Source organism: Streptomyces sp. NBRC 110035 (assembly GCF_000829695.1).
Taxonomy (GTDB): Bacteria; Actinomycetota; Actinomycetes; order Streptomycetales; family Streptomycetaceae; genus Streptomyces.
In genome coordinates this window covers 125449-140017 of sequence record NZ_BBNN01000018.1, presented here as the reverse complement: position 1 = coordinate 140017, position 14569 = coordinate 125449, and the positions used below count along the sequence as shown (strand labels likewise).

The 14569-nt window shown below is 71.0% G+C and carries 13 protein-coding genes; all 13 read right to left on the bottom strand.

Going from position 1 to position 14569, the window contains the following annotated elements; all coding sequences use genetic code 11:
* Positions 1 to 221 precede the first annotated feature (221 nt).
* Complete coding sequence (locus TU30_RS07010) at positions 222 to 1457, bottom strand: DivIVA domain-containing protein (protein ID WP_042165975.1); 1236 nt, start codon at positions 1455 to 1457, stop codon at positions 222 to 224.
* 52 nt (positions 1458 to 1509) lie between these two features.
* Positions 1510 to 1800, bottom strand: coding sequence for a YggT family protein (locus TU30_RS07005; RefSeq protein ID WP_042165973.1), 291 nt, complete (start codon positions 1798 to 1800; stop codon positions 1510 to 1512).
* Between the two features lie 50 nt (positions 1801 to 1850).
* Positions 1851 to 2501, bottom strand: a complete 651-nt coding sequence (locus TU30_RS07000; RefSeq protein ID WP_042166580.1) for a cell division protein SepF — start codon at positions 2499 to 2501, stop codon at positions 1851 to 1853.
* 128 nt (positions 2502 to 2629) lie between these two features.
* Positions 2630 to 3361, bottom strand: a complete 732-nt coding sequence (locus TU30_RS06995) for a YggS family pyridoxal phosphate-dependent enzyme (RefSeq protein WP_042165971.1) — start codon at positions 3359 to 3361, stop codon at positions 2630 to 2632.
* A 6-nt stretch (positions 3362 to 3367) separates the two neighbouring features.
* Positions 3368 to 4096 (bottom strand): peptidoglycan editing factor PgeF, encoded by a 729-nt coding sequence (pgeF, locus tag TU30_RS06990; protein WP_042165969.1) that lies wholly within the window; start codon positions 4094 to 4096, stop codon positions 3368 to 3370.
* Positions 4093 to 5286: a cell division protein FtsZ gene (gene ftsZ, locus TU30_RS06985; RefSeq protein ID WP_042165966.1), complete on the bottom strand. Its 1194-nt coding sequence runs from the start codon at positions 5284 to 5286 to the stop codon at positions 4093 to 4095. The genes pgeF and ftsZ overlap by 4 nt, the downstream gene beginning before the upstream one ends.
* 279 nt (positions 5287 to 5565) lie before the next feature.
* A complete protein-coding gene (locus TU30_RS06980) occupies positions 5566 to 6363 on the bottom strand; it encodes a cell division protein FtsQ/DivIB (RefSeq protein WP_042165962.1) in 798 nt (265 codons plus the stop codon).
* 55 nt (positions 6364 to 6418) lie between these two features.
* Positions 6419 to 7513 (bottom strand): undecaprenyldiphospho-muramoylpentapeptide beta-N-acetylglucosaminyltransferase, encoded by a 1095-nt coding sequence (gene murG, locus TU30_RS06975; protein WP_042165959.1) that lies wholly within the window; start codon positions 7511 to 7513, stop codon positions 6419 to 6421.
* 6 nt (positions 7514 to 7519) lie between these two features.
* Complete coding sequence (gene ftsW, locus TU30_RS06970) at positions 7520 to 8872, bottom strand: putative lipid II flippase FtsW (RefSeq protein ID WP_042165956.1); 1353 nt, start codon at positions 8870 to 8872, stop codon at positions 7520 to 7522.
* A gap of 80 nt (positions 8873 to 8952) precedes the next feature.
* Positions 8953 to 10419 carry a UDP-N-acetylmuramoyl-L-alanine--D-glutamate ligase gene (gene murD, locus TU30_RS06965; RefSeq protein WP_042165953.1) on the bottom strand — a complete coding sequence of 489 codons (1467 nt, stop codon included), beginning with the start codon at positions 10417 to 10419 and terminating at the stop codon, positions 8953 to 8955.
* Positions 10401 to 11492 (bottom strand): phospho-N-acetylmuramoyl-pentapeptide-transferase, encoded by a 1092-nt coding sequence (gene mraY / locus TU30_RS06960; protein WP_042165950.1) that lies wholly within the window; start codon positions 11490 to 11492, stop codon positions 10401 to 10403. The genes murD and mraY overlap by 19 nt, the downstream gene beginning before the upstream one ends.
* Positions 11492 to 12898 (bottom strand): UDP-N-acetylmuramoyl-tripeptide--D-alanyl-D-alanine ligase, encoded by a 1407-nt coding sequence (gene murF, locus TU30_RS06955; protein ID WP_042165948.1) that lies wholly within the window; start codon positions 12896 to 12898, stop codon positions 11492 to 11494. The genes mraY and murF overlap by 1 nt, the downstream gene beginning before the upstream one ends.
* Positions 12899 to 12902: 4 nt before the next feature.
* Entirely contained in the window at positions 12903 to 14423 is a 1521-nt protein-coding gene (locus tag TU30_RS06950) for a UDP-N-acetylmuramoyl-L-alanyl-D-glutamate--2,6-diaminopimelate ligase (RefSeq protein WP_042165945.1), read from the bottom strand.
* Between the last annotated feature and the right edge of the window lie 146 nt (positions 14424 to 14569).

Sequence of the window (14569 nt, the reverse complement as noted above, 5' to 3'; positions counted from 1 at the left end):
CGGTACGCCGAAGGGCCCGGGTCCGCCGAACGCCGGAACCCGGGCGCGGCGGCCCGGGCCCTTCGGTGTCGCGCCCTACGGACAACTGCCCCGCATCTCGAACAACCATCGCAAAGGGGCCCGAACGCGCGTAGCACAAGGGCGGGGCCCCGGGTTCTCGAACCCGGGGCCCCGCCCTGAACGCTGTCGGCCGCTACGCCGTACTCATGGCCATCAGGCCGTCAGTTGTCGTCCTCGTCGATCAGGAACCCGCGCATCGGCGAGGGCGCCTGGCCCATCGGCGACGGCCCCTGCGGACGCACCGGCGCCATGGGCTGGGTCATCGCCGGCTGCATCTGCTGCTGGCCACCGCCGTACGACGGACCGGACTGGCCGGGGCCGCCGCCCATCTGCTGGTTGCCGCCGTAGGACGGCGCACCGGCACCGGCCGGGGCCATGGAGGGCGCCGGGGACGGCGGCAGCGACGGGGCGGCGGGCTGACGCGGCGGGGCGAGCGAGTCGTCCGCCTGGGTCTCCAGCTGACGCAGCTGCGACTCCAGGTAGGACTTCAGCCGCGTGCGGTACTCGCGCTCGAAGCCGCGCAGGTCCTCGACCTTGCGCTCCAGCGTGGCGCGGGCGGACTCCAGGGAGCCCATCGCGACGCGGTGCTTCTCCTGCGCGTCCCGCTCCAGGGCGTCCGCCTTGGCACGGGCGTCCCGCTCGAGACCCTCGGCACGCGAACGCGCCTCGCCGACGATCTTGTTGGCTTCGGAACGGGCCTCGGCGATCGCCTGGTCGGCGGTCTGCTGGGCCAGCGAGAGCACGCGGGCCGCGCTGTCCCCGCCGGGTCCGCCCTGCTGTCCGGGAAGGCCGGGAGGGCCACCCATGGGGCCGCCGGGGCCACCCATCGGGCCGCCGTGACCCATCTGCCCCTGCATCTGGCCCTGCATCGGGCCGCCCTGGCCCATCTGCCCCTGCATCGGACCACCCTGGCCCATCGGACCACCCTGGCCCATCGGGCCGCCCTGACCCATGGGACCGGGACCCTGGCCCATCGGGCCGGGGCCCTGCGGACCGCCCTGACCGCCGGGGCCGGCGGGCAGTTGCGGCGCACCGCTCGGCAGCTGGGGCGGACCACCCATGGGGCCACCCATCTGCTGCTGCGGCGGGCCCGATATACCGGCGGGCACCGGACCGCCGGGACCTCGCATGCCCTGCTGGGGCATCCCCTGGGGCGGTCCCTGCTGTTGCTGCTGGTCCTGCTGTTCCGGAGGCTTGCGCATGTTCTGCTGGTTCTGGGCAGCAGCGCGCGTGGCCGCGGCCAGTTTGGCGCGCAGGTCCTCGTTCTCGCGGAGCAGGCGCGTCAGTTCGGCTTCGACCTCGTCGAGGAAGGCATCGACCTCGTCCTCGTCATAGCCTTCTCGGAGGCGGACGGTCGTGAACTGCTTGTTCCGCACGTCCTCGGGGGTCAACGGCATCTCTTCACCTCAACGTAGTCATCGGCAGTCGGCAGGCCCATGTCGTCCACAGTCACCTCAGCGCACTGCCCAGGAGGGAGATCAGGATGTAGACGATGATCATCAGTACGAAGAAGGACAGGTCGAGCGCCACGCCCCCGAGACGCAGCGGCGGGATGAACCGCCGCAGAAGCTTCAGCGGTGGATCGGTGACAGTGTAGGTGGCCTCCAGGACGACCACCATCGCCTTGCCGGGTTGCCACGAGCGGGCGAACTGGAAGACGTAGTCCATGACCAGACGGAAGATGAGCACGATGAGGAACACCATCAGCGCGATGTAGATCACCTGCGCGAACACGCTCATGGTCTGTTTGTCCCTCTCCCCTGTGTCCTGCGTCTGTCCGGTCCTGCGTCTCAGCTCTGGTTGAAGAACCCGCCCTCTGCGATACGGGCCTTGTCCTCAGCCGTGACATCGACGTTAGCAGGAGACAGGAGGAAGACCTTCTGCGTCACCCGCTCGATACTGCCGTGAAGACCAAACACCAAACCGGCCGCAAAGTCGACAAGTCGCTTGGCGTCCGTGTCGTCCATCTCGGTCAGATTCATGATCACCGGAGTGCCTTCGCGGAAGTGTTCCCCGATGGTACGGGCCTCGTTGTAGGTCCGCGGGTGAAGCGTGGTGATCCGGTAAGGCTCTCGTTCCGACACGACCTTGGGCATGATCACCGGTGCGTTCTTCTCCAGGCTGGCGCGTTCTTGTGTGATGGATGCCACGGGCGCGATGCGCGCCGGGCGTGCCGATTCAGCGGGAAGCGAAGCGGCCCGGGCGACCGGCTCACGAGGCGGGGGCGGTTGGGCGATCAGCACCTCTTCGCCCCTTTGGGACTGATGTGCCCCGTGTGCGCTGTGCGACTGGTGCGACGGCTCGTGCCGTCGGTGGTCCCGCTCGGGCTCCGGGTCGAGTTCGGGTTCGAAGTCGTCGTCTGGGTCAAATCCGCGGCCGTCGTACCCATCGTCCTCCACGAGGCCGAGGTAGACCGCCATCTTGCGCATCGCGCCGGCCATTCTCCGTGCCCTCCGCTCTGTGGTGGATCCGCTGACGACCGCCAAGTGCCCGCGATCCACAAGGTCCTCAGTCCGCCGATCAGCGGCAATGACCATATTTTCTACTGTGGTCCGACTTCCTGGCGACGTTACCCGAGCCTGGAGCGGACTCCGAGTACCGCACTGCCGACGCGCACATGTGTCGCTCCGGCCGCAACAGCCTGTTCGAGATCCGCACTCATCCCCGCGGAGACCATGTTCGCAGCAGGATGGGCCGCGCGCAGGTCGGTCGACAGAAGCATCAAGCGCTCGAACGCGGCCTGTTGGCGCCCGGCGTACTCCCCGGCGAGCGGGGCGACGGTCATCAGCCCGTCCAGCCGCAGCCCTTCGGCCCCGGCGACGAGACCGGCCAGCTCCGCGACGCCGCCCGGCGCCACGCCGCCGCGCTCCCCCCGGCCCCCTCCCGCCACGGGCTCATCGGCGTCGAGCGCGACCTGGATGAGGCAGCCCAGTTCGCGCCCGGTGCGCACGGCCTCCTTCGAGAGCGCCGTGACCAGTCGGGAACGGTCGACGGACTGCACGAAGTCGGCATAACCGACCACAGAACGCACCTTATTGGTCTGGAGCTGTCCGACGAAGTGCCACTCAAGGGGCAGGTCGGCACATTCCGCTGCTTTCGGGGCGGCGTCCTGGTCACGGTTCTCGGCGACATGACGCACACCGAGCTCCGACAGGATCCGCACATCGCTCGCGGGGAAGGTCTTGGTGACCACGATCAGGGTCACCTCCTCGCGTCCGCGCCCGGCGGCCGCGCACGCGGCGGCGATCCGTTCCTCCACGTCCGCGAGATTCGCGGCGATTTCTTCCTTACGGTCCGTCATGCCCCATCAGTCCAGCCACACATAGCCCGCGAGCCGCCCGGTGGTGCGGTCCCGCCGGTACGAGAAATGATCGTCCGACTCCAGCGTGCACACCGGCGACCGCTTCCGGTCGCCCACCCCGAGCCGTTCGAGCTGGGCGTGCACGCCCCCGGCCACATCGACCGCCGGTGTGCCCCAGCTCGTCTCGGCGTACGCGGCCGGCTCGACGGCTGCCACCTCGGCGCGCATCCGCTCCGGCACCTCGTAGCATCGGCCGCAGACGGCGGGGCCGGTGCGGGCGACGATCCGTGCCGGATCGGCGCCGAGCTCCGTCATGGCCCGTACGGCGTCGGGGACCACGCCCGCGACCAGTCCGGGCCGGCCCGCGTGGGCCGCCGCGACGACACCGGCGACGGGGTCGGCGAGCAGCACCGGGACGCAGTCGGCGGTGAGTACGGCGAGGGCGAGGCCCCGCCGCACGGTGACCACCGCGTCGGCCCCGGGGACGGGGCCCTCACCCCACGGCTCGTCCACCACGACCGCGTCGGCCCCGTGCACCTGGTTCATCCAGACCACCCGGGCCGGGTCCAGGCCAAGGGACTTCGCGGTCAGTTCACGGTTGGTGCGCACGGCGCCGGAGTCGTCACCGACCGCCCCGCCGAGATTGAGCTCCGCATACGGAGCGGCGCTCACCCCGCCCCACCGGTCGGTGAGGGCGAAGTGCGCGCCGCGCACGCAGTCACGCTGTCCTATCACTTCAGGAAGTCCGGTACGTCCAGCTCCTCGGCCGCACTGTCCGCGTAGGTACGGGACGGCGGGACGGGCGGCTGGGCGGCCGGGACGTCACTGACCGGCTCGGGGGCCTGCTCCGGCTCCTCCTTGGGCGTGACGCTGCCCAGGGAACCGAAGGACGGGCGGCTCTCGGGCTGCCGCGCGGGGGCGGGCTCCTCGCGCTTGGCCGAGGACGAGCCGAGGACGTTGTCCCGCTTCGAGGGCGGCTGGCCACCGTCGAAGCCGGCCGCGATCACCGTGACCCGGACCTCGTCGCCGAGGGCGTCGTCGATCACCGCGCCGAAGATGATGTTGGCCTCGGGGTGGGCCGCCTCGCTCACCAGCTGGGCAGCCTCGTTGATCTCGAACAGGCCGAGGTCGCTGCCGCCGGAGATGGAGAGCAGGACGCCCCTGGCACCGTCGATGGAGGCTTCCAGCAGCGGTGAGGAGATCGCCATCTCGGCAGCGGCCACCGCGCGGTCGTCGCCGCGGGCCGAGCCGATGCCCATGAGGGCCGACCCGGCCTCGGACATGACCGACTTGACGTCGGCGAAGTCGAGGTTGATCAGGCCGGGCGTGGTGATGAGGTCGGTGATGCCCTGGACACCGGAGAGCAGGACCTGGTCCGCCGACTTGAAGGCGTCCAGGACCGAGACCTGGCGGTCCGAGATGGACAGCAGCCGGTCGTTGGGGATGACGATGAGGGTGTCGACCTCTTCGCGGAGTTCGGCGATGCCGTCCTCCGCCTGGTTGGCGCGGCGCCGCCCCTCGAAGGTGAACGGGCGGGTGACCACGCCGATGGTGAGAGCGCCGAGCGAGCGGGCGATGTTGGCCACCACGGGGGCGCCGCCGGTGCCGGTGCCGCCCCCCTCACCGGCCGTCACGAAGACCATGTCGGCCCCCTTGAGGACCTCCTCGATCTCCTCGCGGTGGTCCTCGGCCGCCTTGCGGCCGACGGCCGGGTTGGCTCCGGCGCCGAGTCCGCGGGTGAGTTCACGGCCGACGTCGAGCTTGACGTCGGCGTCGCTCATCAACAGGGCTTGCGCGTCGGTGTTGATGGCGATGAACTCGACGCCCTTGAGACCGACCTCGATCATCCGGTTGATGGCGTTGACACCACCGCCGCCGACACCGATGACTTTGATGACTGCGAGGTAGTTCTGCGGTGCTGCCACGTCGAAGGCCTCTCGCCTCGAGTTACGTGTCGCCGCCTCACGGCCGTGCCGCGGTCCGACGACTGATGCCGATGGGGACGGTCCGTATCGCCGACCCGAACCCTAACGTTGAAGTTTAGGGTTACCAGTGTGCCTGTTCCCTGGAGTCTTCCGAACAGGACACTAAGTCGACAAGTGGCGCACGTTCAACGAACACGCCGAACCTCCCGTTTTTCTTTTCACCCTATGTGATCAGCCATGGCACCACCCAACCAGGGGGCCGACCTGCACTGATGTACGTCAACTCCCTGATGAGGCTGGGGCGGTGGGAACACTCACATCGAAGTGCCGTGCTTCGGGGGCCGCTTTCAGCAGGGCGGTGAGCGCGCGGCCCTTCGCGGCACCGTTCTCGCCGCTTCCCCAGTCGACCGTCCTGCCGCCCGTCAGTTCCAGCGAGATGTCGTCGTAGGAACGGACCTCGACGCTCCGCGTGGCAGGAGCGACGGCGTCCGGCACCTCCCGCGCGACCCGTACCGCCTCGCGCACCAGGCGGCTCTCGCCGAAGCGGCGCAGACTCGCGGCCGTGGTGCCGCTGCGGCGCACGTCCAATTCCAGCCGGGGAACGCCTCGGGGCGCCTTGGAAACCGTGGCGTACCGGACACCTCCATCGTCGATCTCGGTGAACTCGCCGCCCTTTTCGACCAGAAGAACCGGCACCCGCTCGGTGATTTTCAGCCCGATTTCGTGCGGCCAGGAACGGACCACGTCGACTGCGCCGATCCGGGGCAGCTTCTCGCGGAGCCGGGCGGCGATCGCGTCCGTGTCCACCGCGGCCAGCGGGTCCCCGACGGGGACATCGGCGGCCTCGCGCACCTCCCCGGGACTCAGGACCCGGGTGCCGGACACGGACACCCGCTCCACCCTGGCCAGATCGGACCCGTACAGCAGCCAGAACGTGCCACTGCCGAGGAAGACCAGGGCAATCGCCAGGACGACGAGCACACGAAGATGCCGCCGCCCCAACCGCCGCCGCACGGGCGGCGGGCCGGACGGCTTCCGCTGACGTTCACCGCGCTCGGCGGTCGTCGATCCGGCCACGAACCCTGCCTTCCGTCCTACACCCCTGCGGGCCTGCCCGGCGGATCGCGCCCCGCTACCGCTGTCCGCGGGCGGCGATCGCCTCGTACACCATGCCGACGAGGAGGTCGTCGGCGTCCCTGCGGCCGAACTCGGCGGCGGCGCGGGACATCTCGTACAGCCGGTGCGGATCGGCGAGCACCGGCAGCACGTTCCGCTGCACCCACTCCGGCGTCAGCTCCGCGTCGTCGACCAGGAGTCCGCCACCGGCCTTGACCACCGGCTGGGCGTTCAGCCGCTGTTCACCGTTGCCGATGGGCAGCGGGACGTAGGCGGCCGGGAGCCCGACGGCGGAGAGCTCGGCGACGGTCATCGCGCCCGCGCGGCAGAGCATCATGTCGGCCGCGGCGTACGCGAGGTCCATCCGGTCCAGGTAACCTACCGGGATGTAGGGGGGCATTCCCGGCATCTGCTGCACCTGGGGCAGTTCGTTCTTCGGGCCGACCGCGTGCAGGATCTGGATGCCCGACTGCTGCAGCCGCGGCGCGACCTGCTGGACGACCTCGTTCAGCCTGCGGGCGCCCTGGGAGCCGCCGGAGACCAGCAGCGTGGGCAGGTTGGGGTCGAGCCCGAACGCGGCGCGGGCCTCGGGCCGCACGGCGGCCCGGTCCAGGGTGGCGACGGAGCGGCGCAGCGGGATCCCGATGTAGCGGGCGTCGCGCAGTTTGCTGTCCGGGGTGGACACGGCGACGCGGACCGCGTACCGGGAACCGATCTTGTTGGCCAGGCCGGGGCGCGCGTTGGCCTCGTGGATGACGATCGGCACACCGAGCCGCTTGGCGGCGAGGTAGCCGGGCAGGGCGACATAGCCGCCGAAGCCGACCACGGCGTCCGCCTTGGTGCGCTCCAGGATCTGTTCGGTCGCCTTGATGGTGCCGCGCAGCCGGCCCGGGACGGTGATCAGCTCGGGGGTGGGCTTGCGTGGCAGCGGCACGGCGGGGATCAGCGCCAGTTCGTACCCGCGCTCGGGTACCAGACGTGTCTCGAGACCGCGTTCCGTGCCCAGGGCCGTGATGCCCACGGACGGATCCTGCCTGCGCAGGGCGTCCGCGAGGGCGAGCGCGGGCTCGATGTGGCCCGCGGTTCCTCCGCCGGCGAGTACGACATGCACCGAAATTCACCGCTCTCCGGACGAGCGTGCCGCCGTGGCGCGCCGTCGCATCGTGTTCCATCTGCGGGGCCGCTGGGGACCCCCGTCCCGCTTTCTACCAAAGCGGGGTTGCCGCATCGCAAGCGCCGCCCGCGCAGCGGGATCGTCACGCGCGAAGGCGATCAGCAACCCGATGGCGAACATGGTCGGCAGCAGGGCGGAACCCCCGTAGGAGAACAGCGGGAGGGGGACACCGGCGATCGGGAGCAGCCCGAGGACCGCACCCATGTTGATCACGGCCTGGGCCATGATCCAGGTGGTCACGCCTCCCGCGGCATACCTCACGAAGGGGTCCTCCGTGCGTCCGGCCACGCGGATACCCGCATAGCCTAGAGCCGCGAACAGGGCGAGTACCGACAGCGTCCCCGCCAGGCCCAGTTCCTCACCGGTGATGGCGAAGATGAAGTCGGTGTGGGCTTCTGGCAGTTGGCCCCATTTCTCCACACTCGCGCCCAGCCCCGAACCGAAGATCCCGCCGGAGGCGAGGGCGTAGATCCCGTGCACGGCCTGCCAGCAGTCGACAGGGCCGGTCCGGGGTTCGGTGGCGCCGAGACAGGCGAGCCGCGCCATGCGGTTCGGGCTGGTCCTGATGAGGAGCGCGCCGATCAGCGCGGCGGCGGTCAGTACGCCGGCGAACAGCCGGGTGGGCGCCCCGGCCAGCCAGAGCAGGCCGAAGAGGATCGCGGTGAGGATGATCGCCGTGCCCATGTCCCCGCCGAGCATGATCAGCCCGAGCAGCATGAAGGTGGCCGGCACGAGCGGCACCAGCATGTGCTTCCACTGGGACAGCAGCCGCCTCTCCTGCTTGCGGGCGAGCAGATCGGCCCCCCACAGCACCAGGGCGAGCTTGCCGAACTCGCTGGGCTGGAGCTGGAAGGAGCCGCCGAGGGCGATCCAGTTCTGGTTGCCGTTGACCGTCACCCCTATCCCCGGCACCTGCACCAGGACCATCAGGAAGACGGCGCCCGCGAGGACGGGGTAGGCCAGCGCCCGGTGCAGTCTCACCGGCATCCGGGAGGCCGCGAGCAGCAGCACGGCCCCGATGCCGGCGGCCAGAAGCTGTTTGCGGAAGAAGTACGAGCCCGGCAGTGACATCTGCAGCGCGGTGATCTGGGAGGCCGAGTAGACCATCACCAGGCCGAGCACGATGATCAGCGCGCTGCCGCCGAGGATCAGGTAGTAGGCGGTCAGCGGCCGGTCCCAGGCCTTGTACGCCCGTGCGTGCAGGGCCCGGAGGGGGTTCTCGCGGGCGGTCCGGGGCACGGCGGGGCGACGGGGCGCCCGCTGCACGGGAGGCCGTCCGGTGCGGCTAGCGGGCATGACGGCCTCCGTTGTGCGCCCCATGGTGCCTCGACGGTCCCACGCGTCCCTCCCAAGGTCGCCCGGCGCAGGCGGCCGGGTCAGGCACCGAGTTCGCGCACCGCCTGTGCGAACGCCTCACCGCGCCTGTTGTAGTTGGCGAACATGTCCATCGAGGCGCAGGCCGGGGCCAGCAGCACCGTGTCGCCGGGCCGGGCGAGCCGCTTCGCCTCCTGGACAGCCTGGAGCATCGCCCCAGTGTCGGTCCGGGCGAGGTCCACCACGGGTACTTCCGGTGCGTGTCGCGCCAGGGCTTCACGGATCAACGCGCGGTCCGCGCCGATCAGGACGACGCCGCGCAGCCGCTTCGCCGAGCCGGCGACCAGTTCGTCGAAGGCGGCGCCCTTGGCGAGTCCGCCGGCGATCCACACGATCGACTCGTAGGCCGCCAACGAGGCCTGTGCGGCATGGGTGTTGGTCGCCTTGGAGTCGTCGACCCAGGCGACCCCGTCCACGTCGGCGACATGCGCGATGCGGTGGGCGTCCGGGGTGAAGGCGCGCAGCCCGTCCCGTACGGCCGCGGCCGGCACCCCGTAGGCGCGCGCGAGGGCCGCGGCGGCAAGGGCGTTGGCGATGTTGTGCGGGGCGGGCGGGTCGACGTCGGCGACCTCGGCGAGCTCCTGTGCGCTGCCCTGCCGGTCCTCGACGAAGGCGCGGTCGACCAGGATCCCGTCGACGACGCCGAGTTGGGAGGGGCCGGGGGTGCCGAGGGTGAAACCGACGGCGCGGCAGCCCTCCTCGACGTCGGCCTCGCGGACCAGGTCCTCGGTGGACGGCTTGTCGGTGGCGTCGGCGTTGTAGACGCAGGCGATCCGGTTGCCCTCGTAGACGCGGCCCTTGTCGGCGGCGTACGCCTCCATGGAGCCGTGCCAGTCGAGGTGGTCGGGGGCGAGGTTGAGCACCGCCGCCGAGTGCGCGCGCACCGAGGAGGACCAGTGGAGCTGGTAGCTGGACAGTTCCACGGCGAGCACGTCGTAGGGCTCGTCGCCGAGCACCGCGTCGAGGAGCGAGACGCCGATGTTGCCGACGGCCGCGGTGCGCAGGCCGGCCGCCTCGAGGATGGAGGCGAGCATGCGGACGGTGGTGGTCTTGCCGTTGGTGCCGGTGACCGCGAGCCAGGGCGGGGCGCCCTGGCCGCGCAGCCGCCAGGCCAGTTCGACGTCGCCCCAGACGGGGACGCCGGCCTGTTCGGCGGCGGCGAACAGCGGCTTGCCGGGCTTCCAGCCGGGTGCGGTGACGACGAGCTCGGTGCCCTCGGGGAGGGTGCTCGCGGCCTGTTCACCGAGGCGGACGGTGATGCCGAGCTCTTCCAGTCCGGCCGCCTGGGTCCGGGCGCGGTCGTCGTCGCCGTCGTTGACGACCGTGACGTGCGCGCCGAGGCCGTGCAACGCCCTGGCCGCCGGGAGGCCGGAGACGCCGAGCCCGGCGACGGTGATGTGCCTGCCCCGGAACCGGTAGGGCTCCGGGGACTGCGAGGTACCTGGTGCGGTCACTTGTCCGCTGCCCATCCCGCGTAGAAGAGGCCGAGTCCGACGATCACGCAGATGCCCTGGATGATCCAGAAGCGGACCACGACAAGGACTTCGGACCACCCCTTGAGTTCGAAGTGGTGCTGGAGCGGTGCCATGCGGAAGACGCGTTTGCCGGTGAGCCGGAAGGAGCCGACCTGGATGACCACCGACATGGTGATGAGGACGAACAGGCCGCCCAGGATGGCGAGCAGCAGCTCGGTGCGCGAGCAGATCGCGAGGCCGGCGAGGACACCGCCGAGCGCGAGCGAACCGGTGTCTCCCATGAAGATCTTGGCCGGCGAGGTGTTCCACCACAGGAAGCCGAGGCAGGAGCCCATCAGCGCGGAGGCGACCACCGCCAGGTCGAGGGGGTCCCTCACCTCGTAACAGGCACCCGGGTTGGTCAGGGCCTGCGCGTTGGCGCAGGACTCCTGGAACTGCCAGACGCCGATGAACGTGTAGGCACCGAAGACCAGGACGGAGGCCCCGGTGGCCAGGCCGTCCAGACCGTCCGTCAGGTTCACGCCGTTCGACATGGCGAGGATCATGAACAGCGCCCAGACGACGAACAGCACCGGGCCGATGGTCCAGCCGAAGTCGGTGATGAACGACAGCTTGGTGGAGGCCGGGGTGTTGCCGCGGTTGTCCGCGAACTGCAGGGCGAGCACCGCGAAGGCGATACCGACGATCAGCTGGCCGGACATCTTCGCCTTGGCCCGCAGGCCCAGCGAACGCCGCTTGACGATCTTGATGTAGTCGTCCAGGAAGCCGACGATGCCCATGCCCACCATCAGGCCGAGCACCAGCAGGCCCGAGAAGGTCGGCGACGCGTCGGCCTCCGGGTCCAGGGAGACCGTGATCACCTTGGCCAGGAAGTACGCGGCGACCGTCGCCAGGATGAAGGCGATACCGCCCATCGTCGGCGTACCGCGCTTGCTGGCGTGCTCGCGCGGGCCGTCGTCCCGGATGTACTGCCCGTACCCCTTGCGCGCGAGCAGCTTGATCAGCAGCGGGGTGCCGACCAGCGTCAGGAAGAGGCCAATGACTCCTGCGAACAGGATCTGCTTCATCATCGGGCGACGACCTCGCCCTCGGTTGCGGTCGCGAGCAGCGCCTGCGCCACGCTCTCGAGACCGACCGAACGGGACGCCTTCACGAGAACGACGTCTCCCTGGCGCAATTCACTGCGCAACAGGTCGACCGCCGCCTGTGCGTCGGACACGTGCACCGACTCCTCACCCCACGAACCCTCGTTATATGCGCCCAGTTGCAGCCAGGCGGCTTCCCTGCCCCCGACCGCGACGAGCTTGCTGACGTTGAGCCGGACGGCGAGCCGTCCGACCGCGTCGTGCTCGGCGAGCGCCTCGTCCCCGAGCTCGGCCATCTTGCCGAGCACCGCCCACGTACGGCGTCCCGTGCCCATGGCCGCGAGCGCGCGCAGGGCGGCTCGCATGGACTCGGGGTTCGCGTTGTAGGCGTCGTTGACGACCGTCACGCCGTCCGGGCGCTCGGTGACCTCCATCCGCCAGCGGGAGAGGGAGCCCGCTTCGGAGAGCGCGAGTGCGATCTCGTCTGCGGACATGCCCAACTCGTGGGCGACGGCGGCCGCGGCGAGCGCGTTCGACACGTGGTGCTCACCGTACAGGCGCATGGTCACATCGCTTGCACCGGAGGGTGTGTGAAGCCTGAACGAGGGCTGTCCGCTGTCCGTGAGTCGCACGTTCTCGGCCCGAACGTCCGCTTCGTCACTCTCCCCGAAGAGGAGCACCCCCGCCTTCGTGCGGGACGCCATGGCCCGTACCAGCGGGTCGTCCGCGTTGAGGACCGCGGTGCCGTCCTCGGGGAGCGCCTCGACGAGTTCGCCCTTGGCCCGGGCGATCTGCTCCCGGCCGCCGAACTCGCCGATGTGCGCGCTGCCCACGTTGAGCACCAGGCCGATCTTCGGCGGGGTGAGGCCGGTGAGGTAGCGGATGTGCCCGATTCCGCGGGCGCCCATCTCCAGCACGAGGAACCGGGTTTCCCCGGTGGCGGTGAGCGCGGTCAGCGGCAGCCCGATCTCGTTGTTGAGGGAGCCGGGGGTGAAGACGGTCGGTGCCTTGCGCCGCAGCACCTGCGCGATGAGGTCCTTGGTGCTGGTCTTGCCGGCCGAGCCGGTCAGTGCGACGAGGGTGGCGCCCAGACTCCGTACGACGTGCCGGGCGAGGGCGCCCAGCGCGCTCTGGACGTCCTCGACGACGATCGCGGGCACCCCCACGGGCCGGGAGGCGAGCACGGCGGCCGCACCGGCCCGGGCGGCCGCGGCCGCGTAGTCGTGGCCGTCCACGCGCTCACCGGCGAAGGCGACGAACAGGCTGCCCGGCACCACCTCCCGTGAGTCCCGGACCACCGGCCCGGTGACCGGGGCGGACGGATCCGGTATGTCGTACGTCTGTCCGCCGACGACTTCTGCGATCTCGGCGAGGGAGAGGGCGATCACAAGTTCATCCCTGGGTCTGCTGGATAGCTTCGCGAAGTACCTGGCGGTCGTCGAAGGGACGCACCACCCCGGCGATGTCCTGCCCCTGCTCGTGGCCCTTGCCGGCGACCAGTACGGCGTCGCCGGGCTGCGCACGGGCGACGGCGGCGGCGATCGCCGCGGCCCGGTCCTCGAAGACCTGTACCTCGCCGCGCTCGTGGGCGGGCACGGAGGCCGCGCCCCGGAGCATGGTGGCGAGGATCGCGAGGGGGTCCTCGGAGCGGGGGTTGTCGGAGGTCAGTACGGCGGTGTCGGCGAGCCGGGCCGCCGCGGCGCCCATCGCCGGGCGCTTGGTGACGTCCCGGTCGCCGCCGCAGCCGAGCACCACGTGGACCTTGCCCTCGGTGACCCTGCGCAGGGCGCGCAGCACCGACTCGACGGCGTCGGTCTTGTGGGCGTAGTCGACCACCGCGAGGTACGGCTGGCCGGCGTCCACGCGTTCCAGGCGGCCGGGCACGCCGGGGACGGCGGCGACACCGTCCGCGGCGGCCTGCGGGTCCAGTCCGGCGGCGGCGAGGGCGACGATCGCGGCGAGGGTGTTGGCCACGTTGAAGGGGCCCGGCAGCGGCGACCGGGCGGTGATCCGCTCGTCCCCGGGACCGATCACGGTGAACGTGGAGTCGGTGGGGCCGACCTCGACGTCCTCGGCGCGCCAGTCGGCGTCGGGGTGCCCTTCGGCGGAGTAGGTGACGACGGGGACGCCGGCCTCCTTGGTGAGGCGGCGGCCGTACTCGTCGTCGGCGTTGACCACGGCGAGCCGGCTGCGCAGCGGGGTGAACAGCTGCGCCTTGGCCGCGAAGTAGTCCTCCATGTCGGAGTGGAACTCCATGTGCTCCGGGCTCAGGTTGGTGAAGACGGCGATGTCGAAGACGCAGCCGTCCACCCGGCCCAGGACGAGGGCGTGGCTGGAGACCTCCATGGCGACCGCGTCGGTGCCGCGTTCGCGCATGACGGCGAACAGGGCCTGGAGGTCGGTCGCCTCCGGCGTGGTGCGTTCGGACTTGATGCGCTCGTCGCCGATGCGCATCTCGACGGTGCCGATCAGCCCCGTGCTGCGGACGGTCTTCAGGCCGCCCTCGACGAGGTAGGCGGTGGTGGTCTTGCCGGAGGTACCGGTGATCCCGATCTGGAGCAGGTCGCGGCCCGGGTGGCCGTAGATCGTGGCCGCCAGTTCGCCCATGCCCGCGCGGGGGTCGTCGACCACCAGGGCGGGCAGTCCGGCCGCGGCGACGCGTTGGGCGCCGCTCGGGTCGGTGAGCACGGCGACCGCGCCGAGGCCCGCGGCCTGCTCGACGAACTCGGCGCCGTGCACGCGGGCGCCGGGAAGGGCGGCGTACAGGTCGCCGGGGCGCACCGCGCGCGAGTCGTGGGTGATGCCCGTGACGTCGGCGGTCCGCTGCGGCACGGTGGCACCCAGTTGACCGGCGAGTTCCGCGAGGGGTGTGGCGGTGACCCGCGCCGGCCGGGGCGGCCCGGGGAATGTCACGGGTTGGCCCTTCTGAGTGGTTTGGGACTGATCAGCGTGTGGCACGGCGGTGAGCGTACCGGGCTCACCCGCCGCGGAGCGAAAGAGGGGGCCGCGCGCGGTGCCGCCCGGTGGGGCCGGCGGGGAGGAATGCGGGGCGGCGGGTG